The organism is uncultured Streptococcus sp., from assembly GCF_963528215.1.
Lineage (GTDB): Bacteria > Bacillota > Bacilli > Lactobacillales > Streptococcaceae > Streptococcus.
In genome coordinates, this window is the sequence record NZ_CAURVL010000001.1 from 76,226 (window position 1) to 97,757 (window position 21,532).

The following is a 21,532-nucleotide window of genomic DNA, read 5'->3' on the forward strand; positions in this document are numbered from 1 at the left end:
GCAGTCTCTATCCTTCTCTCAGATAGCCGGCCGCATCCTTGGCAAAATAGGTGATAATCAAGTCTGCACCAGCCCGCTTCATACTGGTCAAGATTTCCATAACAATGGCTTTTTCATTGATCCAGCCCTGCTGGGCTGCTGCCTTGACCATAGCGTATTCTCCACTGACATTATAGGTCACCAGAGGCAGTTTAGTCTCCTGTCGTAGCTCTCTGAGGATATCCAGAAAGGCCAGAGCCGGCTTAACCATGAGAAAGTCTGCTCCTTGCTCCTCATCGCTCTTGGCTTCTCTCAAAGCCTCCAAGCGATTGGCCGGATCCATCTGATAGGTCTTGCGGTCGCCAAAGGCCGGAGCACTCTCACCTGCATCTCGGAAAGGCCCATAAAAGCTAGAGGCAAACTTAATCGCATAGGACATGATGGGAATGTCTTCAAAGCCCGCCGCATCAAGCCCCTGACGGATAGCCGCCACAAAACCGTCCATGGCATTGGAAGGAGCAATGACATCTGCTCCAGCCCTGGCTTGGCTGACAGCAACTTCTGTCAGTCTAGTCAGAGACAGATCATTGTCCACTTCCTCCCCTCGCAAAATACCGCAATGGCCGTGACTGGTAAACTCACAGAGACAGGTGTCTGCAATGACGACCGTCTCAGGGAAATGCTTCTTGATTAGACGGATAGCTTCCTGCACAATGCCATTTTCAGCTGAAGCCTGACTGCCTCTTTCGTCCTTTTCTGACGGAATGCCAAAGACGATAAAAGCCCGAATGCCAAAGTCCACACATTCCTGAACTTCTGGCAGCAAATCCTCGAGGGAGAACTGATAAACTCCAGGCATGGAGGCAACTTCTTGCTTTTCAGTCAAGCCTTCCTTGACAAACAAGGGCTGGATAAAATCATCCACAGACAGCTTGGTTTCTCTAACCAGCTGCCGCAGACCGCTACTTCTTCTCAGTCTGCGATGTCTATAAAATTCCATGCTTTTTCTCTTCTTTCTTGATTATTTCCTTGACCATTTCCTCAACAGAAGGACTCTGGGGCTGGTAGTCTACCCCATAGCCAGACTCCTTGACTGCCTGAGCCGTTGTCTGGCCAATCACTGCAATTTGATGGCTAGATGCTAGATGGGGCTTAATAGCACAAAAACTCTGCCAAGCCGATGGACTGGCAAAGGTCCAAATCACATCCTCCTGGGACAGATAGGTCTCGAGCTGGTCCTGACCAGCAGGATTTGAGGTCGTTTCGTACATAGGCCAAGCCCAGACATCATGACCTGCTTCTTTTAATTTCTCAGCCAAACTGGGATTGGACAAGCTACTCTGGGGCAGCAAGATCTTCTGCGTCGGCAGAGCCAAATCCAGCCACTCCTGAATAAAGTCAAGACCATAGTGGCTGCTGGCCTGAAAATCACAGTCTCGGCCTAGCTTATCCAGCGCCTGACTGGTCTGAGGCCCAATGGTCGCAATCTGGTAGTCAGCTTGAAGATAGGGACTGAAAGCCTCCACCGCGACAGCACTGGTAAAGAAGACCCAGCCAGCTTCTGGCAGAATTGCTTGGACAGCTTCTGGTAAGGGCAGAGACTGACAGCGGATGAGAGGGACATGATGCGTCTCAAATCCAGCCTGTCTGATCTTTTCTAGCCAGGCAGAGTCCGGCGCCTGCTCTCTGGTAAAGATTATTTTTTTAACCATGGCATTCCTACTGCTCCCTTATCGGCTAACTGGCGCACAGCCTGCTCTGCCAATTGCTGGCCATCCTGCCCTTGAAGGCTGACAAAGACACATTGACCGTCCTCCTTGGCCAGCATGGCATCTAAGTGATAGTCCTGACCTTTTTTCTGGGCAAAAGCAGCGATAGGGAAGGTACAGTCTGCATTCATCTGAGCCAAAACTGCCCGCTCAACTGCCACTTCAGCAGCTGTCTTCTCATTCTGAACAGTTGCCAACAGTTGCCGCAGTTCCTCATCCTCTTCCCGGCATTCCACTGCCAAAGCGCCCTGAGAAATAGCTGGCAGACAAAGACTGGTCTCTAAAGGCTGAATGTGAAGATGGCTTTGGTCCAGCCAGCCCAAACGTTTAAGTCCAGCCATAGCCAAGACAATCGCATCGTATTCACCATCTTCCAGCTTCTTGATGCGTGTATCAATGTTGCCCCGAAGTGGCTTGAACGTCAGATCCGGCCTCTGAGCCTGCAGCTGAACCTGCCGGCGAATACTGCTGGTTCCTATAAGAGCGCCCTTAGGCAGGTCCACCAGCGTCTGGCCAGCTTGACGGAAAATCAAGCAGTCCCGAACATCTTCTCGCTGACTAATCGCACCGAGCGCACAGCCCTCAGCTAGCTTAGCTGGCATGTCCTTGAGACTGTGGACCGCCATATCAATCTCACCAGCCAAGAGGGCTCGTTCTATTTCCTTGACAAAGACTCCCTTGCCGCCAATTTCCTGGAGGCTGACATGGGTCAAGCGATCTCCTTTTGTCGTATAGGGAACGAGGACAAAATCCCGCTCTGGATGGAGCTCCTTGAGCTGATCTACTAACTGCTGGGTCTGGGTCATGGCCAGCTTACTCTTGCGGGTTCCTACCTTAATGACCTTCATCTTTTCCCCTTTCTCTGTGCAAGCCAAATATCTTGGCAATCAAGGCAATGTCATAGTCTGAATGCTCTCCGACTGACAGCTCTTTGAGCTGCAAGATTGGCTCCTTCAAGACTTGGTTGATAATACTCTTCATGTGCTTGGAAATCTGCTTCTGCTCCCGCTCGGTCAAATCCGGAAACTTACGATTAAGGCTTTCCATGGCCGAAGCTTGAGCTTCCAAAGCCTTATCCCTGATTTCCTGAATCAGAGGAATAATACCCAGCTGCTGACGCCAGTCAGCAAACTTGACCAACTCCTCATCAATCTCCAAAGCAATCTGACCGGCAATCTCCTGCCGCTCTGCCTTATATTGCTCCAGTTGATTGGTTAGATTTTCGATATTATAGAGCTTCAGAGACGAGCTCGGATGGCAGGAACGAGGCAGACAAAGGTCAAATACAATTGCACCCTCCTTAAGAATGGAGGGAAAGATAATGTATTCTTCCGTTTTAACCGCTGAAAAGACCACATCCGCATCCGCCAGTACTGCTTCCAATTCATCCCAGCCATGGGCAGACACTCTGCCTTCTGTCAGAAAAGGCTGAGCCTTGCTGACCGTCCGATTGAGCAGCATAACTGACTTGAAAGGCCGCTGTAGAGCATACTTAGTCACCAGCTGACCAATCTCTCCCAAACTGATAACAGCTACCTTTTTAGTGCTGTAATCCAGCCCCAGTCGGTCCAATTCTTGGATAGCCGTCAGGCCGATAGAAATAGGCCGGTCATTGATTCGATAAGTATCATGCATGCGCTTGGCAAAGGTCAGCGCCTGCTTGAAAGCCTGATTGAGGACAATTCCAGTCGTACCAGCATCTTGCGCTGTCAGGAAAGCCTGCTTGAGCTGGCCCAAGACCTGACTTTCACCGACAATCTTGGATTCCAATCCGATAGAGACCCGCAGCAGATGCCGCAAGGCCTCATCCCCCTCACGAAAGACTAAATACTCTTCCAGCTCCTTGACAGGAATCTGAAACCAGTCCGCCAAAAAATGCTTGGAATAGTAGCGGCCAGTATGCAGCTGGTCCACCACCAGATAGAGCTCGGTCCGATTGCAGGTGGACAGGATGATATTTTCCAAGATACTTTTTTCTCTTTTCAGGAGCTTTAGAGCTTTGAGCCCCTCTTGATCTGAAAAGTGCGCTTTTTCCAAAATTGTCAGCGGTGTTTCCCGATGGGTCAAACCCACATATAATAGGTGCATGCTTCTTTCCTTCTTTTAAAGTTGGTCTAAAATTGCTTCTATCTTCTTGCGAATCTCCTTGGAACGGCTGGGCGAGAGGCCATTGGTCGAGATCATGACAGACACATCCTTCTTTCGCGCAATGGCTACATTGTAGAAGTCGGAAAAGGTCTTGTCGCCCGTATTGTTTACTAGCTGGCTAGGTGCCGCATCCTCCATAATCTGACGGTTGACTTCCGCCTGATCTGTACAGGCAAAGACCAGTTTCGCGCCTTCCAAATCACCTGTCTGGTAGGGTCTAGCTAGCCATTGGATCTCCGCCTGCGGAATATCAGCATGCAGAGTCGGACTGACCACTGTCACAGCAGCCTGCTCAGCCAGCAGGGTCTTAATCTTCCGCGCTGCGACCTTGCCGCCTCCCACTACCACGACTTTCTTCTCTCTGATATTAATCATGACTGGATACATGCTAGCTTCTCCTATTTCTTTTCCCGAAAGATTTTCGCGCTGCGTTTGTAGACCGTATCTGGCTCCTCTAGGCGGTCATTGACCAATCGAGCCAGCACAAAAAAGTAATCTGACAGGCGGTTGATGTAGATCAATCCTATCTCATTGACCGCTTCATCTGCCTCTATAACAGCCACCATGCGCCGCTCCAGGCGTCTGGTCATGGTGCGGGCCACATGCAGGAGACTGGCAATCCGATGGCCACCCGGAATGATAAAGCGGTCGATTTTCGGAGGAATATGCATATACTCGTCCATCCGCTCCTCCAGCCAGCTGACATTGGCTGGCTCTTGCTTGTAGGGGCGTAACTCCCGCGGCGTAGCCAAGTCGCTGCCGCAGTCAAAGAGATGCTGCTGGATTTCCTCGCATTCCAGACGCAGGTCATCCAAGACAGGATAGTCGCGCATCTCAGATACGACATAGCCTAGATGAGAGCATAACTCATCCATCGTTCCATAAGCTTCGACCCGAATATGGGTCTTGGATACTCGGTCCCCACCGTAGAGCCGTGTAAAGCCCTTGTCTCCGTATTTCGTATAAATTCTCATTTTTCTTCTCTGTTGATGATTTGATAAATCTGCTCCATATCCAAAGACTGGCGCAGGACGTCTGCCAACTTATCATACTCTCTATCTTTAAAGTCTTTGATACTGACAAGCTGGTCCTCTAGCGGCTCTAAGCCCTTAGCCAGCCGAAGTTCATTCAGGTACTGACGAGTCCATTCTAGATTGTCAAAGACCCCATGAAGGTAGGTTCCTTGCACCTGACCGCCATAAGCCACTGCTCCATCTAGACGCTCGGTTGCTTCACCATTTTGTTCCTTGATGATGGAAAATGGCTCCAGGCTATCCGCCAGCTGGGTTTCCCCCATGTGAATCTCGTAGCCTTCTAGTTCTTGCCCCTCATGCAGGGCTCTGACCTGCGTCGTCCTCTTGACCGGCTGAAGCACCGTCTCTGTCTCTAAAATTCCCAGACCCCTAGTCTCTTCTAAATCGGACTCAAGGTGCAGCGGATCGCTAATCTTCTGCCCCAGCAGCTGATAGCCGCCGCAGATACCAAAGATTCGCACGCCCTGCTCCAGACACTCGAGAATTTCGGCTTCAAGACCAGACTCGCGTAGGTAGTTCATGTCTTCGATGGTATTTTTGCTGCCCGGCAGAATCAAGAGATCCGGCCGACCGATTGCATCACCAGGCTGGACATAGCGGACAGAAACATCCGGCTGGATTTCTAGACTATGAAAATCCGTAAAGTTAGACAGGCGCTTGAGGCTGACAACTGCGATATCCAGACTCTTTCTGCTATCAAAGCGCCGGCTTTTCTGTACCAGGGCCACACTGTCTTCACTGTCAATATCCAGTTGGGCATAAGGCACGACTCCGATAACCGGCACCCGAGTCAGCTCCTCAATCATGTCAATACCAGACTGCAGCAGGGCCACATCGCCTCGGAATTTATTGATAATAACACCCTTGATTCGCTTGCGGTCCTCAGGCGGCATGAGCTCAATCGTTCCGTAGATAGAGGCAAAGACGCCTCCCTTATCAATATCCGCCACTAAAATGACTGGCGCATCAACTAGCTTGGCCATGCCCATATTGACAATGTCTCGGTCATTGAGATTGATTTCAGCTGGACTACCAGCGCCCTCAATGACGATGATATCATTCTCAGCGCCCAGCTCCTCATAGACCTCCTTAATCTTAGGCAGGAGCTGCTGCTTGTATTCATGGTATTCGACGGCATCCATATCCCGCAGTACCCGGCCTAAAAAGACGACCTGGGACTTGCGGTCAGACGTGGGCTTGAGCAGGACTGGGTTCATGCGGACATCCGGCTCTTTGCCAGCTGCCTCAGCCTGAACGACCTGAGCCCGACCCATTTCATCTCCTTTTTTGGTGATAAAGGAATTAAGCGCCATATTCTGCGACTTAAAAGGCACCACTTCTAGGCCATCCTGCTTAAAAATCCGGCAGAGCCCAGCCGCTATAATGCTCTTCCCAGCATCTGAGGCAGTCCCCTGTACCATCAATGATTTGACCATGTTACATTTCCTCCTAGCTGCTCAAAGAAAGCAGCTTCATTTTCTGCCAGTGGCGTCTGGATGGTCTGATGAAGCTTGACAATCCAAGGTACAGCCAAGCCTGCCTCTACTAGCAGATCTCCCTGCTGGAAGAAATCAAACTTGCTGCCCTCCGCTATCAAATGCCCCTTCTGCAGTAGATAGGCATAGTCACAGCAGTCATACATCAGATCCATGTCATGGCTGGATACGATGATGTTTGTCCCAGCCTGGACCAGCTTTTTCATGGTTGCTGCCATCTGGTCCCGTCCTTTTGGATCCAGTCCAGCTGTCGGCTCATCAAGCAGCAGATACTTGGGCTGCAGGGCTAGCATACCAGCGATGGCCACCCGCTTTTTCTGGCCGTAGCTCAGATACTGCAGCGGTCTGTCCTGCAGATGGGAAATGTCCATCATCTCTAAAGCCGTCGCTACTCTGCTTGCAATCTCGTCTTCTTCATAGCCTAAGTTTTCCAAGGCCATGCCAATATCATCCTTCACAATGGTATAAAAGAGCTGCTGCTCTGGATTCTGAAAGACCATATTGACATGCTGCCGATACTGGAACAAAGCCTTCTTAGAGTCGCCCACAGGCTGACCATCATATAAAACGCTGCCCTTCTGCGGTTGGAGCAGGCGGGTGATGATTTTCATGATGGTAGACTTGCCTGAGCCATTAACTCCCAAAATGCCGGTAATCCGACCTTCTTCGAAGTCCATAGAAATATTGTGCAGTGTTGGATTTTCGTCATAGGCAAAGGAAATATTCTTTACTTGTAACATCTGAGTTTCCTATCTACTTTCCATTATAGTATAAAAGCAATCTTCTTGTAAATGCGCTTTCATTATTCACTGTGCTCTGCATCAAATCTTAGCGTCAACACTTCATTTAAATGCTGATTATCATCCAGCAGTTTGACAAAGAGAGTATTGGCTAATCTGCCCCAGGCCTGGTGTTGCTTCCTTTTATTGTAAAAGGAGAATTTCAAGTCCAGGGTATCCCGAATGGTCACAAACTCATAGAAGACCAGGAAAATAAAGCGATACATGAGGACAATCAAGTCTAGCAGTACCCGCGGGACGTGCATAGCTTTAAAAAGCCGCAGCATCTGAGCAAAAGGCACCGTTAGGACAAAGAAATAGGTCGAAACCAAGGATGAATAGATGCGCAAGAGGATAAAAATGGTCTGCTGAACAGAGGATTGGCTGATGCCCAGATAGCCCTGACCTACAGGCAAGGCCAGCAAGAGCTGCTCCTGACTATTCTGATAGGTCAAGACAAAGGTCAAGAGACTAATCAGGATAAAGATACTGGCATGCAGATACCACTTGAGATAGCGCAGCCACGGAAGCCGAGCCACAAAGCAAGTCAGAGGCGCCACCAAGATAATGAGCCCTAGCTGCAGACTCCTGACACCAGAAAAGCTGACAGCTAACAAGAGTACATAGATGACAAATTTATAAGCAACCGGCAGATTTTTCAGCCGATTTTGATAGGCATATTTATCAATCGCAAACATGAGGAAGCCCTCCTTTCTAGCTATGTTTTGCAATGCCACAGTAGAGAGCAACTCCGGTCCCAAATAGGCTTAATCTCTATCAGGAACCAGAGCTCGCTCTTACTGTTGAAGACTTTTATTTATGTTCAGAGTTTTCCTTTTGTTGGCCTTGTTTTTTCCCTTTGTGGTAACCAATGACATAGAAGATGATACCCGCTCCGATACTGCCTTGCAGGGTAAAGAGCAGACTTTCTACTTCTGGACCTGCTGGCTCAAAAATCGGTGAAAACCAAGGCTCGTAGTCTTTTTGGATAGAGCTAATGGTTTTTTCAGCAGCGTCATCTGTTCCACTGTATTCCACACCCTTAGGGGCAAAGATAAAGGCAGCTAGAGTGACTGCTACTGCAGCCAAGATTAAGATGAGATTCTTGTATTTTTTCATTTGAACAGACCTGCTCTTTCTTTGATATTTTCTGAGATCAAGTTATAGAGGACAACTGTCAGTAATCCTTCTACGATAGCGATTGGGATTTGAGTAGTCAAGAAGACACCCATGAATTTCAGTGCAGAACCAACAAAACCGCTGTTAGCATCTGGGAAGACCAAACCGAGCTGGATAGAAGTTGTCGCATAAGTAGCCAAGTCCGCAATCACAGCACAGATAAAGATAGATACCGGCGTAGACAGCTTGATGGATTTAGCAAACTTGTAGACGAAATAACCGACAAATGGACCAACCACTGCCATTGAGAATGCATTGGCACCCAAAGTTGTCAATCCGCCGTGAGCCAAGAGGAGGGCTTGGAAGAGCAAGCAGATGGTTCCCAAAACGCTGATAACGGATGGGCCAAACATAGCTGTCCCCAGACCAACCCCGGTCGGATGCGAGCTAGATCCTGTAACAGACGGAATCTTCAAAGAAGACAGGATAAAGATAAAGGCACCAGACAAGGCCAGCATGGTCTTGGAATTTGGATCCTCTGCAACGATTTTCTTGATGCGCATCAAGCCGACTACAAAGAAAGGCAGGAAAACAGCGAACCAGAAGATACACCAAAAGAGTGGAAGATAGCCTTCCATGATATGCATAGCTGACACAGACTGGGTACTCAGTACCGCCAAAATAGCCAGCAAGACAACAAAAGTTACTTTTTTATTTTTCAATAGTTTCATGTTTTTTTCCTTTACTAAGAACCTAAGCTCAAAAGGATAAATATCTATCCCTGAACATGGGCTCTGATATTAAAAAATCTTCTTTTTCACGAGGAGGGTAGTAAAATAAGGCAGCTTGGTTTCTGGTGTGATTCCTTCAAGGCCCAGCAGAGTCTGCTGCTTATCCGTCGAAGAATTGCTAACCATAAAAGTCTGCTGCAAGAGACCGAGCTTTTCGAGCAGGGGCAGGACAGTATCTAGGTGATTGGCCACCTTCATCAGCACAATCGAGTCATGCAGCTCAAGCGCCGCCTCGATCTTCTCAGCAGAAGCCGTAGCCGGCATGACCGCCAGCGACTCCTCATCCATGGTCAGGGGCTGACCTAGCTCAGAAGCCATGCTGCAGAAAGAGGTGATACCAGGGATGGTCTGACAGTCGATTTCCTTTTCCAGCAGGGCCAGCAGATAGCTATAAGTGCTGTAGACCATGGGATCTCCCAGTGTGATAAAGCCGACATTCTTGCCAGACTTGACATCCTCTGCGATTTCAGCAGAGATGGCCTGCCACTGGACTTCTTTGGTCGAATTGGAACGAACCATAGGGAAATGCCGCTGCTTGATTTCCAGATGCTCTTTCAGGTAGGGTTCTGCAATGCCTAATGCAAAGCTCTTGCTTCCCTTCTTAGCTTCCGGTGTATAGAGAATATCTAAGTCTTCCAAAAGCCGACTTGCCTTGATAGTCACTAGCTCGCTATCACCCGGTCCCACACCAATTCCGTAAAATTTTGCCATTCCTTCCTCCTATTCGATGATTTCTTCTAAATGCTGGATGTAGAGCTGCTGAACCTCAGGGTATTCGCCCAGACCAACCAGATGGGCCTTAACCTCATATCCCCGCTCCTTGAAGAAGTGATACCAAGACCCTTCCTCATCCGAGCTCATATCATTGGTCGCATGGTCGCCTGCTACCAGCATGAAGGGTGCTAAATGAACTTCTCGAACACCCTTTTCTTTTAGTTCCTGGGCAATCAGCTCAACCGGAGGATAGCTTTCTACACAACCGATATAGACTGAGCTTCCCTTCATCATATGATCTAAGGCTGCATAAGCTGTAAAGGCATAATGCTGACTGCCGTGCCCCATCAGAACGGTTGCTGCATCCTGACCTTCATGGCCATACCGTTCCAGCAGAATATCCTTGACAGCCTCATAGTCTTCCTGACTGTTGAGCAGAGGCTTGGCAACGACCAGCTTTTTAAAAACAGATTCAAACTCTTTGGCTTGGGCGATAATCTTTTCATACTCGCTGCCCAAAATGACATGGAGAGGCTGGATATAGACCTCTTCAGTCCCCTCTTCCAAGAGCTGCTCCAAAACCTCTTTGACCGTAGGAATATCTAGCCCTTCCTGCTTCTTAATCCGCCGTCTAACGACATTGGAAGTAAAAGCTCGGTGGACCGGATAGTCTGGAAAATGTTCCTGAATAGCCTGCTCACAAGCCTCGATTGTTTTGCGTCTGGTCTCGGGATAGGTTGTTCCGAAACTGACAACTACTATAGCTTTACTCATGATTTACCTCCTTTCAGAGAATTTCCCGACATTTATCAATGATGGAAGCAATCGTCGCTTCATCTGTCTCAACAATCTTGCTAAAGCCTGCTTCCTCTAAAACAGCTCGCGTACTAGCACCCATGACAACGATAGGGACATCTTTCCAGTCAAATCCAGCTTCCTGACTGGCTGCTACAAAGTTCATAGCCGCAGCAGAGTTCGGAAGACAGACCACTTCAATCTCGGACCAATTGTCACTGCTAATCTGACTGTCAAAGGCCAGCCTGTGACTAGCAATAATCGGCAGCGAATAGAGTTCTGCCAGACTGGCTTTCTTATGCTCAGCTGTCAGAATATACCAGTTGCCGCCTTCTTTTTCAAGAGCAGCTGCAAAATCCGCATCCGACTGCTGAGGCGTCATCCGATCCAGCACAATACCGCTCGCTTCGATAGACTTAGCCGTATGATGACCAATCGCTGCAAAGCGGATGTGCGGCAGACTGCGCAAGTCTCTGCCTGCCTTGCGGAGGGCTTTCAAGAAGAGCGGCCAGCTCTGCATGTCTGCAAAGAGGAGACCATCTACCTGCTCTAAATCCGGTAGTTGCAAGTCTAACTCTTCAACCAAATCTCGAGCTGGGAAAGTGGTCAGCGCAGCTCCAGCATCCTTGAGCAAGCGAGGAAGTCTGCCAGTCTCTGACTGCTGGATGAGGATTTTCCGGCCGAAAAGCGGCAGATTCTCATGGAAATTTAGCTGCTGTCTATAGGCCACGACATCACCTACTACGATGATACTCGGCGCCTTAAAGTCCTCAGCTTCTGCTAGTTCTACTATGTTACCCAAGGTTCCGTCCACTGAGCGCTGCTGAGGATGGGTTCCCCATTCAACAATGGCGGCTAGCTTGTCCTTGCCATAGCCTCTAGCTGTCAGCTCTTGAACGATGGTAGGCAGATTTTTCATGCCCATGAGGAAGACCAAGGTTCCTTTGAGCTCAGAAATTGCTTCCCAGTTGAGCATTTCTGTCTCATCCTTGAGATGGGCTGTAAAGACATGGAAGCTAGTCGCTACATCCCGATAAGTCATAGGAATCCCTGCATAGGTCAGACCAGCCACAGCAGAGGTGATACCTGGCACCACTTCAAAGTCCACGCCAGCTTCCACCAGCTTGACTCCTTCTTCTCCGCCTCGGCCAAAGATATAGGGATCACCGCTCTTGAGGCGGACTACCCGCTTACCCTGACGGGCCTTTTCGATGAGAATCTTTTCAATTTCTTCCTGTCGGATGCAGGGCTGACCTGGCTTTTTGCCGACATCTATCTTTTCGCAGTCAGACTTTAGATGCTGAAAGAGCTCCTGATTGACCAAGCGGTCAAAGACCAAGACATCTGCTTCTTGAAGCCGTCTCTTTCCTTTGAGGGTCAGCAACTCCGCATCGCCAGGGCCTGCTCCCAGTAATGTTACTAAACCGGACATTTTTTCTCCTTTTATTAGCTATTTTGTCAGATAAGCCTCTAACTCTTCTAAGCTAGAAACCATCTGCGGATAGGCCACAATTGGCCGAGAGATGATAATGCAGTCCATCCCCAGCTCTTGACAGCCATCAATCTTTTCACGAATACCACCGACGGTCCCGCTCTCCTTGGAAACAAAGACATCTGCTCCGGAACGCAGTAAGAGCTCTTTATTACACTCTTTGGAAAATGGAGCTTTGATCGCATCAATCTGATCTGCTACCAGTCCCAGACTTTCGCAGGCCAGAAGCACCTCTGAAGTCGGCAGAACGCGAACGACAATCCGCTGCTCTGGCAGTCCCTTGACAAAGAGCGGCAGGGTCTTACTGCCCGTTCCCAGATAGACTGTCTTGTAGCCGCGCTTGGCAATCTCATCAATGGCTTCTTGGGTCGAATGCACCACGATGGCTCCGCTCAAATCCAAGGTCGCCTGACGCTCAAAGCGCAGGTAAGATACACCGGCCATCTCTGCCGCCCGAATGGCTTCCTTGGACACAATGTCCGCAAAAGGATGGGTTGCATCAATGATTTCATCCACATCATTCTCTTTGATAAAGGCAACCATGTCCTCGGCTGTCAGCCGGCCCTGAATGACCGGCTGGCCGAATTTGGAAGCCAAGTGCCGGCCGTAGTCTGTGACAACAGAGCTGGTCACATTGATTTTCAAGCGGTCAAGCACTTCTAAAATAGCGGTGCTGTCGGATGTCCCTCCCAGCAGTAATTTCATCATAAAGTATATCCTCGAGGTGTGATCATGCGTCCGTTTTTAACATAAGTTTCTTTGTTACCTACGATAACGATTGTCGTCATATCTACCAAAGTTTCATCCAAGTCTTTGATGGTCGTCAAGATGATTCCCTCATCCTTACGGCCAATGTCCTTACCGATACCGACGATCGTATCCTCTGCCTTGTACTCAGACATGATAGAAAGTGCTTTTGCCAGATGGTCTGGACGTCCCTTACTCCGAGGGTTGTAAAGGCAGACAACAAAGTCACCTTGAGCTGCGGCATGCAGACGCTTCTCAATCATTTCCCAAGGAGTCATCAAGTCACTCAGACTGATGTGACAGAAGTCATTCATAAGAGGAGCTCCCATAGCTGCAGCGGCACCCAGACTAGCTGTAATACCTGGAACCACTTTAACTTCTACATCACTGGCATCTCCCAGCAATTCTAAAATCAAGCCAGCCATTCCATAGACTCCGGCATCTCCACTGGAAACAACTCCGACATTTTTGCCAGTCTCTCTAGCTAAATCAATAGCCTTTTGACAACGGTCGATTTCCTGGCGCATACCATTCGCTACGAGCTCCTTGTCCTTGACTAAATCAAGAATCAACCGCATATAAGTTGAGTAGCCGACGATAATTTCACAATCAGCTATAGCAGCCAATGCTTCTTGTGACATCAATTCTTCTTTACCTGGGCCTAATCCGATAACGTATAACATATATTTTTTCTCCTTTATGGGTATGATAAAATTTTATAAGGGCAGTTGGTTCATAAGACCGTCTGCTCTTTTTGATTTACTTTTTGGTTATTGCTTTTGCAAGCGCATAGGTACAGCCGTTCTTGGCAAAGCGCTCTGTCAGGACTTGACCCTGACTGGCCAAATCTGCGCTGGCCAAGGCGACACTGCCGACTCCGACTGTCTTTTTGACAAATTCTGACTGAGGATAGCGGTCTGCTACGACAGACAGCTCCTCCTTGCTAAAGGTCTCAAAGGGACAGCCCAATTCCTCAGCCAAGGCTAGAATAGCTGCTTCGTCCTTCTTGACATCAATGCTGACGATTTTGGAAATCTCACTGGCAGAAATGCCCTGCTGCTGACAAAATTCCTCAAAGCCTTCTCGGAAGACAGCAGGAGCAACATCCTTTCTCGCACCAACTCCTAAGATATAGGGTTGAGGATAGATGAGAGCCAGATTGTCTCTTTGAATGTCCTTTTTTTCTGTAGTCAGGAGAATCAGCGGTTCCGTTCCCTTGAGAACAGCCGCAAGTTCTTCCTCATCCACCAGAGTCAGACCGCGAAGGTCAGTGACCCAGTCCTTTTCCTGATAGAAATAGACTGTTCGGCCGCTGCCTAGATAGCTGTTGAAAGGTTTGATGAACTCCCTCAATTCCGGCCGCCAGCCATTGACTGATTGGGCCAGATTGTCCAGAGCTGTTACATTCTGCACATCTGTCGCTGTCGTGATAACAGGATTGGAACCGAGCAATTCTGCGATGTCTAGCGTCACTTGATTGGCTCCGCCTAGATGTCCGCTCAGCAGGCTGATGACATTGGTCGCTTTCTCATCCATGACTACCACAGCTGGGTCAGTCGCCTTGTCTTTCAAGACTGGTGCAATAGCTCGCACAACTGCCCCGATAGCCATGATACAAATGAGGACATCCACTTCCTGAAAGAGCTGACCAAGCGCCTCAATCACTCGTCCTTCGATGGCAATGACTCTATCATCTGCCAATCGAGGTGTCGTATAGATAGGGATTTCCTTGCCTAGCTTTTCTCGCAGAGTTAGTGCCAAGTCCTTGCCGACTGCTGTCACTGTCGCGATTGCGTAGCGGGCTTGAGAATTACTTGGCATGGCTGCTCTTCCCCCGTCTGAACTCATGCTGAAAATCCGCATGGTAGAGCTTAGAATAGTAGAATTCCTGACCTAAAAAGTCACCGACCAAAATCAAAGCTGTCTTTCTAATCTTAGCTTCCTTGACTTTCTCAGCAATGTTAGTCAAATCGCCAAAGACCTTCTTTTCATCCGGCCAAGTCGCCTTGTAAATGACAGCCACAGGCGTTTCTGGAGGATAGCCACCCTCGATCAGCTCGCTGACAACCTTTTCGATGCCTTGAACGGACAGGAAGATGGCCATAGAGGTCCGGTGCTGTGCATAGCTTTTCAGGGATTCCCGATCTGGCACAGGCGTCCGGCCAGCCATCCGAGTGATGATGAGGCTTTGAGAAACCTCTGGCACGGTATACTCTGCCCCGATACTGGAAGCAGCTCCCAGAAAAGAGCTGACGCCCGGCGTACAGTCAAACTCAATGCCCCGCTTCTTCATCTCTTCGATCTGCTCTCGAATGGAGCCATAAATGGAGAAATCTCCCGTCTGCAGGCGGACTACATCTTTACCAGCCTTGACTCCAGCTTCCATGACATCGATGATTTCCATCAAGTGCATGCTGGCGCTGTCGTGAATCTCAGCTCCTTCCTTACAGTAGTTGAGCAGGTCTGGATTGACCAAGGAGCCTGCATAAATGACCACATCAGCCTCAGACAGCTGCTTGTAACCTTTGAGCGTAATCAGCTCCACATCACCTGGGCCAGCTCCAACAAAATGTACTTTGGACATCAATTAGCCTCTCTTTCTTTTTTCTTGCAGGAAACGATAATAGTCGGATTCTGAGGCTTGAAGTAGTGCCCCTTGCCTATAGCTGTCCAGCGGCTAGCCTGAACCGAGACAATCTCTAGATCCTCCCAGTCCATCTGCTCCGCTATTTGAGCCGCTTCCAGAGCGTTTTCCAGCAGGATAAAGTTCAAGACCAGCCGACCTCCCGGCTCCATGAGTTCGGCACACCAGTCGAAAATCTCCTGCATATTGCCCCCAGTCCCTCCGACAAAAATGGCATCAAAGCTGCCTTCCAGCTCAATCGGAGCCAGTCCTTGATAGAGACGGACATTGTGGCAGCCAAAGTGCTGGATATTCTCCTGCGTCAAGGCCACCGCGTCTTCATTTCGCTCCACTGCCACCACTTCCAGTTCTGGATAGGTTCGGGCTGCCTGAATCGTGACACTGCCAGTGCCAGAGCCGACATCCAGCATGCGCTTGGCCCGATGCAGCTCCAACTTATCCAAACTGATGGCTCTGACTTCTTCCTTAGTCATAGGGACTTTAGCCCTGATAAATTCCGAATCCCTCATCTAATACCACCACCACATTCATTTCATATTCTCTGTCTTCTACCTCATTCGCAGGCAGAATAGTAATGCGCTCATCTTCATAACTCAGCTGCTCGCCGATAACTAATACTTTATCCAAGCCTCTTTTAACAGCCTCTTGAGCAATCTCGTAGGGGCCAACTTTCTGATCGGTCACCATAAAGACTTTTGACAGACTCATAATCAAGTCAAAGTTAGGCGCCTTAGCATGGCTGCTGGTCAGATAAGCATCATTCATAGGCAGAGCAATCCTGCTTGCCAAATACTGCATAGCGCTGATACCCGGTGAAATGACCACGCGCCCTTTGAACTTCTCTGACAGCCACTTACCCAAGCCGTAAATCAGCGGATCGCCTGAGGCCAGATATAGAATTTCTTCATCCTCACCAAAACTCTCCAGCAATTCTGCCAGCGCGGCTAATTTTTTAGGAGGAACCAAGCCCTTATCCTTATAAGCCGGCGGCAAAATTTCCAGATGGCGTTCACTGCCCAAAATACGGTCTGCCTTCTCAAAATAGGCTTCCTGTCCCAGAAGACCATAGCTCGGATCTCCCGGACCAATTCCGATAACATAAATCATATCCATTCCTCCTTTATCTGCTCTAAAGGCTGGGTTGATGCCAAATAGCCTTCCTCAGTCCCAAAGACGACCACTTCAATACTGACTTCTGGCTTACGATAGCGGAGCAGGCGCTCACTTCTAGCCTTGATCTTATCCGCCAAGACCTGATAGACACCCTCATAAGAAAATTCTTTAATGGCTGTACCAGCCGCCTCGGTCGTCAAGCACTTGTCAACCTTTTCCAGCAGCTCCATGGGCGCCCCCATCAAGGCTAGATTAGCCACCAGCGTTTCCATACGGGCATCCGAGTCCTTACTGTGGGTAGAGAAAATTCCAGCCGCCACTTTGACAAACTTGCCCATGTGGCCAATCATCAAAACCTTGGTAAAGCCGATGCGCTGGACTTCTTTGAGGACGTGACCGACAAAGTTACTCATATTAACGATGCGCCCGGCTGGAATACCGATGCTGTTAGTCGCAAAGTCTTCACCGTAATTCCCTGGCACCAAGACGACTGAACGATGTCCTTGATTGTAGAGCATGGTTAACTCAATCGTGATGGATGCCTTCCAGCTATCCTCGGACATAGGATTGACAATCCCTGTCGTTCCCAAGATTGAAATGCCGCCGACAATGCCTAATCTGGAATTGTAGGTCAGCTTGGCCGTTTCTTCACCGCCAGGAACGGAAATGATAACCCGTGCTCCACAGTTGGGACCGATAATCTCACGGACATGTTGCTCAATCATCCGTCTAGGAGTCGGATTGATGGCTGCCATGCCGACATCGCAGGCCAGTCCTTTCTCGGTTACACGCCCGACGCCCTGACCACCGTCAATCTCGATTTCCGTCTGATCTGGCAGAAGGGTCACGGTCGAATAAATCAAGAGGCCGTGCGTCGCATCCGCGTCATCACCACCATCTTTTTCAATGGCTGCTGTCGCTTCTTCTGGTCCAAAGGAAGGATTGTGAACATCCATGGTCACTTCCACACCTGAAGCCGTATGAACAGTAACCTTTTCTTCTCTTTCCTGATTTAAGATCATGCTCAAGGCTGCAACAGTCGCTGCTGTCGCGCAAGTACCAGTTGTAAAACCTTTTCTTAATTTCTTTCCATTGACATAAGCGTATTCATCCATCATCAGCCCTCTCCTTTCTCCGGAGCCTGCTTTTTATCTGAAACACTATAACGCTCATAGTCTGTAGTGCCGAGCTTGAGCTGGTAGAGAATGGCATTGATGACTGCTGCCGCAATGGTACTACCACCCTTTTGGCCAAGAGCTGCGATAGAAGGCACAGAACTTTCATGCAGTTTGAGCTTGGATTCTGCCGCTCCGACAAAGCCCACCGGAACTCCGACAACCGCATCCGGCTGCAAGCTTCCCTCTTCAACCATATCCAAAACCTTAAAGATAGAAGTTGGAGCATTCCCAAAGACAAAGAGCTTTGGACCGTCCACTTTAGCTGCATATTCTACAGCGGCCATGGAGCGAGTAATTCCTTTTTCCTTAGCTTCCTTAAAGATTGCTGGCTCATTGACCAGACAGCGATAGGCAACACCTAGGTCATCCAGCAGTTTTTTATTAAAGCCGCCCAAGACCATGGTCGTATCCGTAAAAATGGTGCCCTTGTTTCGGAGGACATAGAGAATTTTCTCAATCACCTGATTGGAAAACTTGATATTGTAGAGGTAGTCAAAGTCTGCACTGGTAAAGACCACCCGCTTGAGCACTGCCTCTTCAAAAGGATCTGAAAAATGAATATCCGGATGCTCTTGGTCAATAATTTCCTGAATCTTGCTGAAACTAGCTTCTTCAATCTTGTGCGCTGCTTTTAGATAGGACATCTAGTTCTTTCCTCCTTCTTTACTGGATGGTGTAGAGTAGCGGACATAGTCATCCGTCACCACTTCTCTCAGCTGGTAGATAATGGCATTGATAATGGCTACTACAATGGTGCTGCCGCCTTTTCTGCCGAGATTGACAATGGCCGGAAGACCTGACTGAAGCAGTTCTTCTTTTGACTCTTCGACATTGATAAAGCCGACTGGAACCCCAATCACTGCATCTGCTTCTACCAGTCCCTGCTCTGCCAGCTCAATCAAATAAGACAGAGCCGTAGGAGCACCCCCGAAAGCAAATACTTTAGGACCTTCAATCTTAGCTGCTATCTCAACAGCTGCCATAGCTCTGGTAATCTGCTTTTCCTTGGCCAGCGCAACCACTTCTTCATCGCTTATCAAACAGCGATAGCTCACATCCAGCTGGTCCAGTACGCGCTTGTTAATCCCATTGAGAGAGATATTGGAGTCCAGCAGGATAGTCCCCTTAGCTCTGATTACTTCTTCTATTTTTTTAAGGACATCATGCTCAAAGCGCATGGTGTAGAGATAATCGAAATCTCCCGTCGTATGGATAGCCCTCTTGATAATGGATTCTTCCATTTCCGAATGGAAGACATAATCAGGGTCTTTTTCAGTAATCATAGACTGAATAATTTGAAAACTCTTTTCCTCGATAGAGGAAGGATTTTGGATATATGTCATAGTATACTCCTAGAAATATGCTTGCTTTACTAAATAAAAAAGAGTGAACAAGATTAAACCTGTCATGGTACTTGTATAAAGGAGAGAGATAGCCGTCTGAATATCATCTGCCTCAACCGATCTGGAAGCCTCTCCAATAGTCGGCTTCTCAATCAGCTCTCCGTGATAGACATGCGGTCCGCCCAGCTGAATCCCCAAAGCCCCAGCCACAACTGCCTCTGAAAAAGCACTGTTGGGACTAGCATGCTGGTAGCGATCCCGCCAGCCAATCCGCAGGGCTCCTTTGACATCCAGCAGTAAAATCTGACTGCTGAGAATCAAGAAAAGCCAAGTCAAACGCGCAGGAATCAGATTGGCCAGATCATCCATCTTGGCAGATATGAGACCGATTTTGCGGTATTTCTCCGTTTTATAGCCTACCATAGAGTCCAAGGTGTTGACGGCCTTATACGTCATAGCTAGGATGGGACCGCCTAGAAAGAGGCAGAGCAGGGGTCCGACGACCCCGTCACTGGTATTTTCAGCCACCGTCTCAATCGTCGCCTTGCTGATTTCCTCTGGCGTCAGCTGAGAAGTTTCACGGCCGACAATCATGCCAACTTGCTTTCTAGCTTCTTCCAAAGTACCAAACTTGAGGGTTTGGTAAACCTTCTGGGCTTCAAAGGCTAGACTCTTAGTCGCCAGACTGGCATAGGCCAGATAGATCCAGACGATCCAGTAGAGGACAGGATGAACCAGACCGGCCAGCCAGAGCAGCCCGTAGGTCACTACCAGAGCCAAACCAACCGTTGTCAGCCAGAGGAAAAAGCCAAATAGATGGGGCGAAAAATGCCTTTTCTCCTGCAAGCGCATACATAGATAAATATAGAAACCCATCCACTTGACTGGATGAGGCCAACTATAGGGGTCGCCAATCAGCCAGTCCAGTAAGACGGCCAAAAAAATTGCAATGAGTGTCATATCAGTTCGCCTCTTTGATATAATTCAGCCAGTTGGCCAGCAGCTGCTCGTCCTGATAAAAATGAACATGCAGGTAGCTAGCAAAGGTCCGGCCCTTTTGATAACCGCCTGTCCAGGCAGCTACGACCTGACCGTCTCTGACCTTCTCTAGCTTGAGGACCGTATCTTCCTCCGTCTCAAAGACTGAATGGTGAAACTCATGTCCTCTGACTGCCGTACCTTTAGGACCAAAAAGACTGTCTACCTGCGTTTCTGCTTGGCAATAACCAAAGCTTTTCAGGCCAGGGGTCATCAGGCTCTTGCCCTTGAAAATACCGACCATTTCATAGACCTGCCCCTCTACTTCCAGCAGCTCTCCCAGATACATGAGGCCTCCGCATTCTGCGTAGATTGGCCGGCCCTGCTCGTGAGCTTTCTTAACCGAAGCCCGAAAGTCAGCATTTGCCATCAGCTCCTGAGCATAGACTTCTGGAAAACCGCCGCCAAAATAATAAGCATCTGCAGCTGGCAGTTCCTTATCTTTCAGAGGGCTGAAAGGCACTAGCTGGACATTGAGCTCTCTTAGAAAGTCTAGATTATCTTCGTAGTAAAAGTGAAAAGCATCATCCAAAGCATAAGCCAAAGTCAAGGGCTGATCGTTTCGAATATGAAAAGGATTGGCCATCTGCTTATCGGGAAGTTCTGCCTTTTCCAGCAATCTATCTAGATTTATATACTTGGCTGCTGCCGCTCCTAACTCCTCAAATCGACGATCCAAATCATCCAATTCTACGTCAGGGATTAGCCCTAGATGGCGAGATGGCAGCTCTGCTGTTGCATTCTTAGGCAGATAGCCCAACACTTCCACATCCGTGTAGCGCTCAATGGCGCCCTTGATAAGTTCAAAGTGAGTCTGTGAAGCCACCCGATTGATAATGACTCCAGCAATATCCAAATCCAGATCAAAAGTCGCAAAACCATGAACCATAGCAGCCGCTGAGGTGGATGTCGCCTTCCCATCAATAATCAAGACAACCGGAATGCTCAACTTCTTAGCAACAGAAGCAGAAGACGCACAGTCCTTGTCCGTTCCCAGGCCATCAAAGAGCCCCATGACCCCTTCGACTACTGCCACATCTGCGTCTCCATGCCATTTGTAGTAGGACCAAGCCAGACTCTGATCGTCCGGTATCATAAAGCTATCCACATTCCGTGAAGGCCGCTTGGTAATCCGACTATGATAAGCTGTATCAATATAATCAGGTCCTACCTTATAAGGCTGGACCTGATAACCTCTGTCTGCCAGAGCTTTCAAAATCCCTAGGGTAACTGTGGTCTTTCCGACACCGCTGGAAACACCAGCTAGCATAAATTGCTTCATCGCTTTACTCCAGATTCGCTGATAAAAAAAGTACTACAAAAAAATAAGGAATTTTTATTTTTTTGTAGCAC

General features: G+C 48.8%; 25 protein-coding genes. All 25 read right to left on the reverse strand.

From position 1 onward, the window contains the following. Positions 1-7: 7 nt before the first annotated feature. The 25 genes from hemB to RWS24_RS00490 all read right to left on the reverse strand — a co-directional run bounded on the left by hemB (position 8) and on the right by RWS24_RS00490 (position 21,461). Complete coding sequence (gene hemB / locus RWS24_RS00370) at positions 8-979, reverse strand: porphobilinogen synthase (RefSeq protein ID WP_314364488.1); 972 nt, start codon at positions 977-979, stop codon at positions 8-10. Further along, on the reverse strand, positions 966-1,691 hold the full coding sequence (locus tag RWS24_RS00375) for a uroporphyrinogen-III synthase (RefSeq protein ID WP_314364491.1): 726 nt from the start codon (positions 1,689-1,691) through the stop codon (positions 966-968). Before RWS24_RS00375 ends, hemB begins: the two co-directional genes overlap by 14 nt. After that, positions 1,676-2,596 carry a hydroxymethylbilane synthase gene (gene hemC, locus RWS24_RS00380; protein ID WP_314364493.1) on the reverse strand — a complete coding sequence of 307 codons (921 nt, stop codon included), beginning with the start codon at positions 2,594-2,596 and terminating at the stop codon, positions 1,676-1,678. Before hemC ends, RWS24_RS00375 begins: the two co-directional genes overlap by 16 nt. Beyond that, positions 2,583-3,836 carry a glutamyl-tRNA reductase gene (gene hemA, locus RWS24_RS00385; protein ID WP_314364494.1) on the reverse strand — a complete coding sequence of 418 codons (1,254 nt, stop codon included), beginning with the start codon at positions 3,834-3,836 and terminating at the stop codon, positions 2,583-2,585. The genes hemC and hemA overlap by 14 nt, the downstream gene beginning before the upstream one ends. Positions 3,837-3,851: 15 nt before the next feature. Then, positions 3,852-4,283, reverse strand: coding sequence for a bifunctional precorrin-2 dehydrogenase/sirohydrochlorin ferrochelatase (locus RWS24_RS00390; RefSeq protein WP_002896443.1), 432 nt, complete (start codon positions 4,281-4,283; stop codon positions 3,852-3,854). Positions 4,284-4,294: 11 nt separating this feature from the next. Next, entirely contained in the window at positions 4,295-4,870 is a 576-nt protein-coding gene (locus RWS24_RS00395) for a cob(I)yrinic acid a,c-diamide adenosyltransferase (RefSeq protein WP_314364496.1), read from the reverse strand. Beyond that, entirely contained in the window at positions 4,867-6,366 is a 1,500-nt protein-coding gene (locus RWS24_RS00400; protein WP_314364497.1) for a cobyric acid synthase, read from the reverse strand. Before RWS24_RS00400 ends, RWS24_RS00395 begins: the two co-directional genes overlap by 4 nt. Continuing rightward, on the reverse strand, positions 6,351-7,166 hold the full coding sequence (locus RWS24_RS00405) for an ATP-binding cassette domain-containing protein (RefSeq protein WP_314364499.1): 816 nt from the start codon (positions 7,164-7,166) through the stop codon (positions 6,351-6,353). Before RWS24_RS00405 ends, RWS24_RS00400 begins: the two co-directional genes overlap by 16 nt. A gap of 62 nt (positions 7,167-7,228) precedes the next feature. Further along, positions 7,229-7,903, reverse strand: coding sequence for a CbiQ family ECF transporter T component (locus RWS24_RS00410; protein ID WP_125377371.1), 675 nt, complete (start codon positions 7,901-7,903; stop codon positions 7,229-7,231). Between the two features lie 115 nt (positions 7,904-8,018). Then, positions 8,019-8,324 (reverse strand): energy-coupling factor ABC transporter substrate-binding protein, encoded by a 306-nt coding sequence (locus RWS24_RS00415; RefSeq protein WP_002901129.1) that lies wholly within the window; start codon positions 8,322-8,324, stop codon positions 8,019-8,021. Then, positions 8,321-9,055, reverse strand: coding sequence for an energy-coupling factor ABC transporter permease (locus tag RWS24_RS00420; protein ID WP_185760026.1), 735 nt, complete (start codon positions 9,053-9,055; stop codon positions 8,321-8,323). The genes RWS24_RS00415 and RWS24_RS00420 overlap by 4 nt, the downstream gene beginning before the upstream one ends. Before the next feature lie 69 nt (positions 9,056-9,124). Further along, positions 9,125-9,826 carry a cobalt-factor II C(20)-methyltransferase gene (locus RWS24_RS00425; protein WP_002929341.1) on the reverse strand — a complete coding sequence of 234 codons (702 nt, stop codon included), beginning with the start codon at positions 9,824-9,826 and terminating at the stop codon, positions 9,125-9,127. A 9-nt stretch (positions 9,827-9,835) separates the two neighbouring features. Then, a complete protein-coding gene (locus RWS24_RS00430) occupies positions 9,836-10,603 on the reverse strand; it encodes a sirohydrochlorin cobaltochelatase (RefSeq protein ID WP_314364504.1) in 768 nt (255 codons plus the stop codon). Between the two features lie 13 nt (positions 10,604-10,616). Continuing rightward, positions 10,617-12,056: a uroporphyrinogen-III C-methyltransferase gene (cobA, locus tag RWS24_RS00435; RefSeq protein ID WP_314364506.1), complete on the reverse strand. Its 1,440-nt coding sequence runs from the start codon at positions 12,054-12,056 to the stop codon at positions 10,617-10,619. Between the two features lie 18 nt (positions 12,057-12,074). After that, positions 12,075-12,824, reverse strand: coding sequence for a precorrin-6A reductase (gene cobK / locus RWS24_RS00440; protein ID WP_314364508.1), 750 nt, complete (start codon positions 12,822-12,824; stop codon positions 12,075-12,077). Continuing rightward, on the reverse strand, positions 12,821-13,546 hold the full coding sequence (gene cobJ / locus RWS24_RS00445; protein WP_314364510.1) for a precorrin-3B C(17)-methyltransferase: 726 nt from the start codon (positions 13,544-13,546) through the stop codon (positions 12,821-12,823). The genes cobK and cobJ overlap by 4 nt, the downstream gene beginning before the upstream one ends. 76 nt (positions 13,547-13,622) lie before the next feature. Further along, positions 13,623-14,684 carry a cobalt-precorrin 5A hydrolase gene (gene cbiG / locus RWS24_RS00450; protein WP_176693529.1) on the reverse strand — a complete coding sequence of 354 codons (1,062 nt, stop codon included), beginning with the start codon at positions 14,682-14,684 and terminating at the stop codon, positions 13,623-13,625. Further along, on the reverse strand, positions 14,674-15,447 hold the full coding sequence (locus RWS24_RS00455; RefSeq protein WP_002919595.1) for a cobalt-precorrin-4 methyltransferase: 774 nt from the start codon (positions 15,445-15,447) through the stop codon (positions 14,674-14,676). The genes cbiG and RWS24_RS00455 overlap by 11 nt, the downstream gene beginning before the upstream one ends. Further along, positions 15,447-16,016: a decarboxylating cobalt-precorrin-6B (C(15))-methyltransferase gene (locus RWS24_RS00460; protein WP_072073459.1), complete on the reverse strand. Its 570-nt coding sequence runs from the start codon at positions 16,014-16,016 to the stop codon at positions 15,447-15,449. Before RWS24_RS00460 ends, RWS24_RS00455 begins: the two co-directional genes overlap by 1 nt. Next, positions 15,988-16,620, reverse strand: coding sequence for a cobalt-precorrin-7 (C(5))-methyltransferase (locus RWS24_RS00465; protein WP_002919597.1), 633 nt, complete (start codon positions 16,618-16,620; stop codon positions 15,988-15,990). The genes RWS24_RS00460 and RWS24_RS00465 overlap by 29 nt, the downstream gene beginning before the upstream one ends. Continuing rightward, positions 16,611-17,738 (reverse strand): cobalt-precorrin-5B (C(1))-methyltransferase CbiD, encoded by a 1,128-nt coding sequence (cbiD, locus tag RWS24_RS00470; protein ID WP_072073458.1) that lies wholly within the window; start codon positions 17,736-17,738, stop codon positions 16,611-16,613. The genes RWS24_RS00465 and cbiD overlap by 10 nt, the downstream gene beginning before the upstream one ends. Continuing rightward, positions 17,738-18,442 carry a cobalt-precorrin-8 methylmutase gene (locus tag RWS24_RS00475; RefSeq protein ID WP_314364515.1) on the reverse strand — a complete coding sequence of 235 codons (705 nt, stop codon included), beginning with the start codon at positions 18,440-18,442 and terminating at the stop codon, positions 17,738-17,740. The genes cbiD and RWS24_RS00475 overlap by 1 nt, the downstream gene beginning before the upstream one ends. After that, positions 18,443-19,141 (reverse strand): cobalt-precorrin-8 methylmutase, encoded by a 699-nt coding sequence (locus RWS24_RS00480; RefSeq protein WP_314364516.1) that lies wholly within the window; start codon positions 19,139-19,141, stop codon positions 18,443-18,445. It lies immediately after the preceding gene. A gap of 9 nt (positions 19,142-19,150) precedes the next feature. Further along, positions 19,151-20,101, reverse strand: a complete 951-nt coding sequence (gene cbiB, locus RWS24_RS00485) for an adenosylcobinamide-phosphate synthase CbiB (protein ID WP_314364517.1) — start codon at positions 20,099-20,101, stop codon at positions 19,151-19,153. A gap of 1 nt (position 20,102) precedes the next feature. Continuing rightward, on the reverse strand, positions 20,103-21,461 hold the full coding sequence (locus RWS24_RS00490) for a cobyrinate a,c-diamide synthase (RefSeq protein WP_314364518.1): 1,359 nt from the start codon (positions 21,459-21,461) through the stop codon (positions 20,103-20,105). Positions 21,462-21,532 lie beyond the last annotated feature (71 nt).

Bases quoted from the DNA above. Each gene is read 5' to 3' on its own strand.
- hemA (WP_314364494.1), bottom strand. From the start codon at position 3,836: ATGCACCTATTATATGTGGGTTTGACCCATCGGGAAACACCGCTGACA.
- RWS24_RS00400 (WP_314364497.1), bottom strand. From the start codon at position 6,366: ATGGTCAAATCATTGATGGTACAGGGGACTGCCTCAGATGCTGGGAAG.
- RWS24_RS00480 (WP_314364516.1), bottom strand. From the start codon at position 19,141: ATGACATATATCCAAAATCCTTCCTCTATCGAGGAAAAGAGTTTTCAA.
- RWS24_RS00425 (WP_002929341.1), bottom strand. From the start codon at position 9,826: ATGGCAAAATTTTACGGAATTGGTGTGGGACCGGGTGATAGCGAGCTA.
- RWS24_RS00460 (WP_072073459.1), bottom strand. From the start codon at position 16,016: ATGAGGGATTCGGAATTTATCAGGGCTAAAGTCCCTATGACTAAGGAA.
- hemC (WP_314364493.1), bottom strand. From the start codon at position 2,596: ATGAAGGTCATTAAGGTAGGAACCCGCAAGAGTAAGCTGGCCATGACC.
- RWS24_RS00415 (WP_002901129.1), bottom strand. From the start codon at position 8,324: ATGAAAAAATACAAGAATCTCATCTTAATCTTGGCTGCAGTAGCAGTC.
- RWS24_RS00405 (WP_314364499.1), bottom strand. From the start codon at position 7,166: ATGTTACAAGTAAAGAATATTTCCTTTGCCTATGACGAAAATCCAACA.
- RWS24_RS00390 (WP_002896443.1), bottom strand. From the start codon at position 4,283: ATGTATCCAGTCATGATTAATATCAGAGAGAAGAAAGTCGTGGTAGTG.
- cbiD (WP_072073458.1), bottom strand. From the start codon at position 17,738: ATGATGGATGAATACGCTTATGTCAATGGAAAGAAATTAAGAAAAGGT.
- RWS24_RS00395 (WP_314364496.1), bottom strand. From the start codon at position 4,870: ATGAGAATTTATACGAAATACGGAGACAAGGGCTTTACACGGCTCTAC.
- RWS24_RS00430 (WP_314364504.1), bottom strand. From the start codon at position 10,603: ATGAGTAAAGCTATAGTAGTTGTCAGTTTCGGAACAACCTATCCCGAG.
- hemB (WP_314364488.1), bottom strand. From the start codon at position 979: ATGGAATTTTATAGACATCGCAGACTGAGAAGAAGTAGCGGTCTGCGG.
- cobA (WP_314364506.1), bottom strand. From the start codon at position 12,056: ATGTCCGGTTTAGTAACATTACTGGGAGCAGGCCCTGGCGATGCGGAG.
- RWS24_RS00490 (WP_314364518.1), bottom strand. From the start codon at position 21,461: ATGAAGCAATTTATGCTAGCTGGTGTTTCCAGCGGTGTCGGAAAGACC.
- RWS24_RS00455 (WP_002919595.1), bottom strand. From the start codon at position 15,447: ATGTCCAAAGTACATTTTGTTGGAGCTGGCCCAGGTGATGTGGAGCTG.
- RWS24_RS00420 (WP_185760026.1), bottom strand. From the start codon at position 9,055: ATGAAACTATTGAAAAATAAAAAAGTAACTTTTGTTGTCTTGCTGGCT.
- cobJ (WP_314364510.1), bottom strand. From the start codon at position 13,546: ATGTTATACGTTATCGGATTAGGCCCAGGTAAAGAAGAATTGATGTCA.
- RWS24_RS00375 (WP_314364491.1), bottom strand. From the start codon at position 1,691: ATGGTTAAAAAAATAATCTTTACCAGAGAGCAGGCGCCGGACTCTGCC.
- cobK (WP_314364508.1), bottom strand. From the start codon at position 12,824: ATGATGAAATTACTGCTGGGAGGGACATCCGACAGCACCGCTATTTTA.
- cbiB (WP_314364517.1), bottom strand. From the start codon at position 20,101: ATGACACTCATTGCAATTTTTTTGGCCGTCTTACTGGACTGGCTGATT.
- RWS24_RS00410 (WP_125377371.1), bottom strand. From the start codon at position 7,903: ATGTTTGCGATTGATAAATATGCCTATCAAAATCGGCTGAAAAATCTG.
- cbiG (WP_176693529.1), bottom strand. From the start codon at position 14,684: ATGCCAAGTAATTCTCAAGCCCGCTACGCAATCGCGACAGTGACAGCA.
- RWS24_RS00465 (WP_002919597.1), bottom strand. From the start codon at position 16,620: ATGGATATGATTTATGTTATCGGAATTGGTCCGGGAGATCCGAGCTAT.
- RWS24_RS00475 (WP_314364515.1), bottom strand. From the start codon at position 18,442: ATGTCCTATCTAAAAGCAGCGCACAAGATTGAAGAAGCTAGTTTCAGC.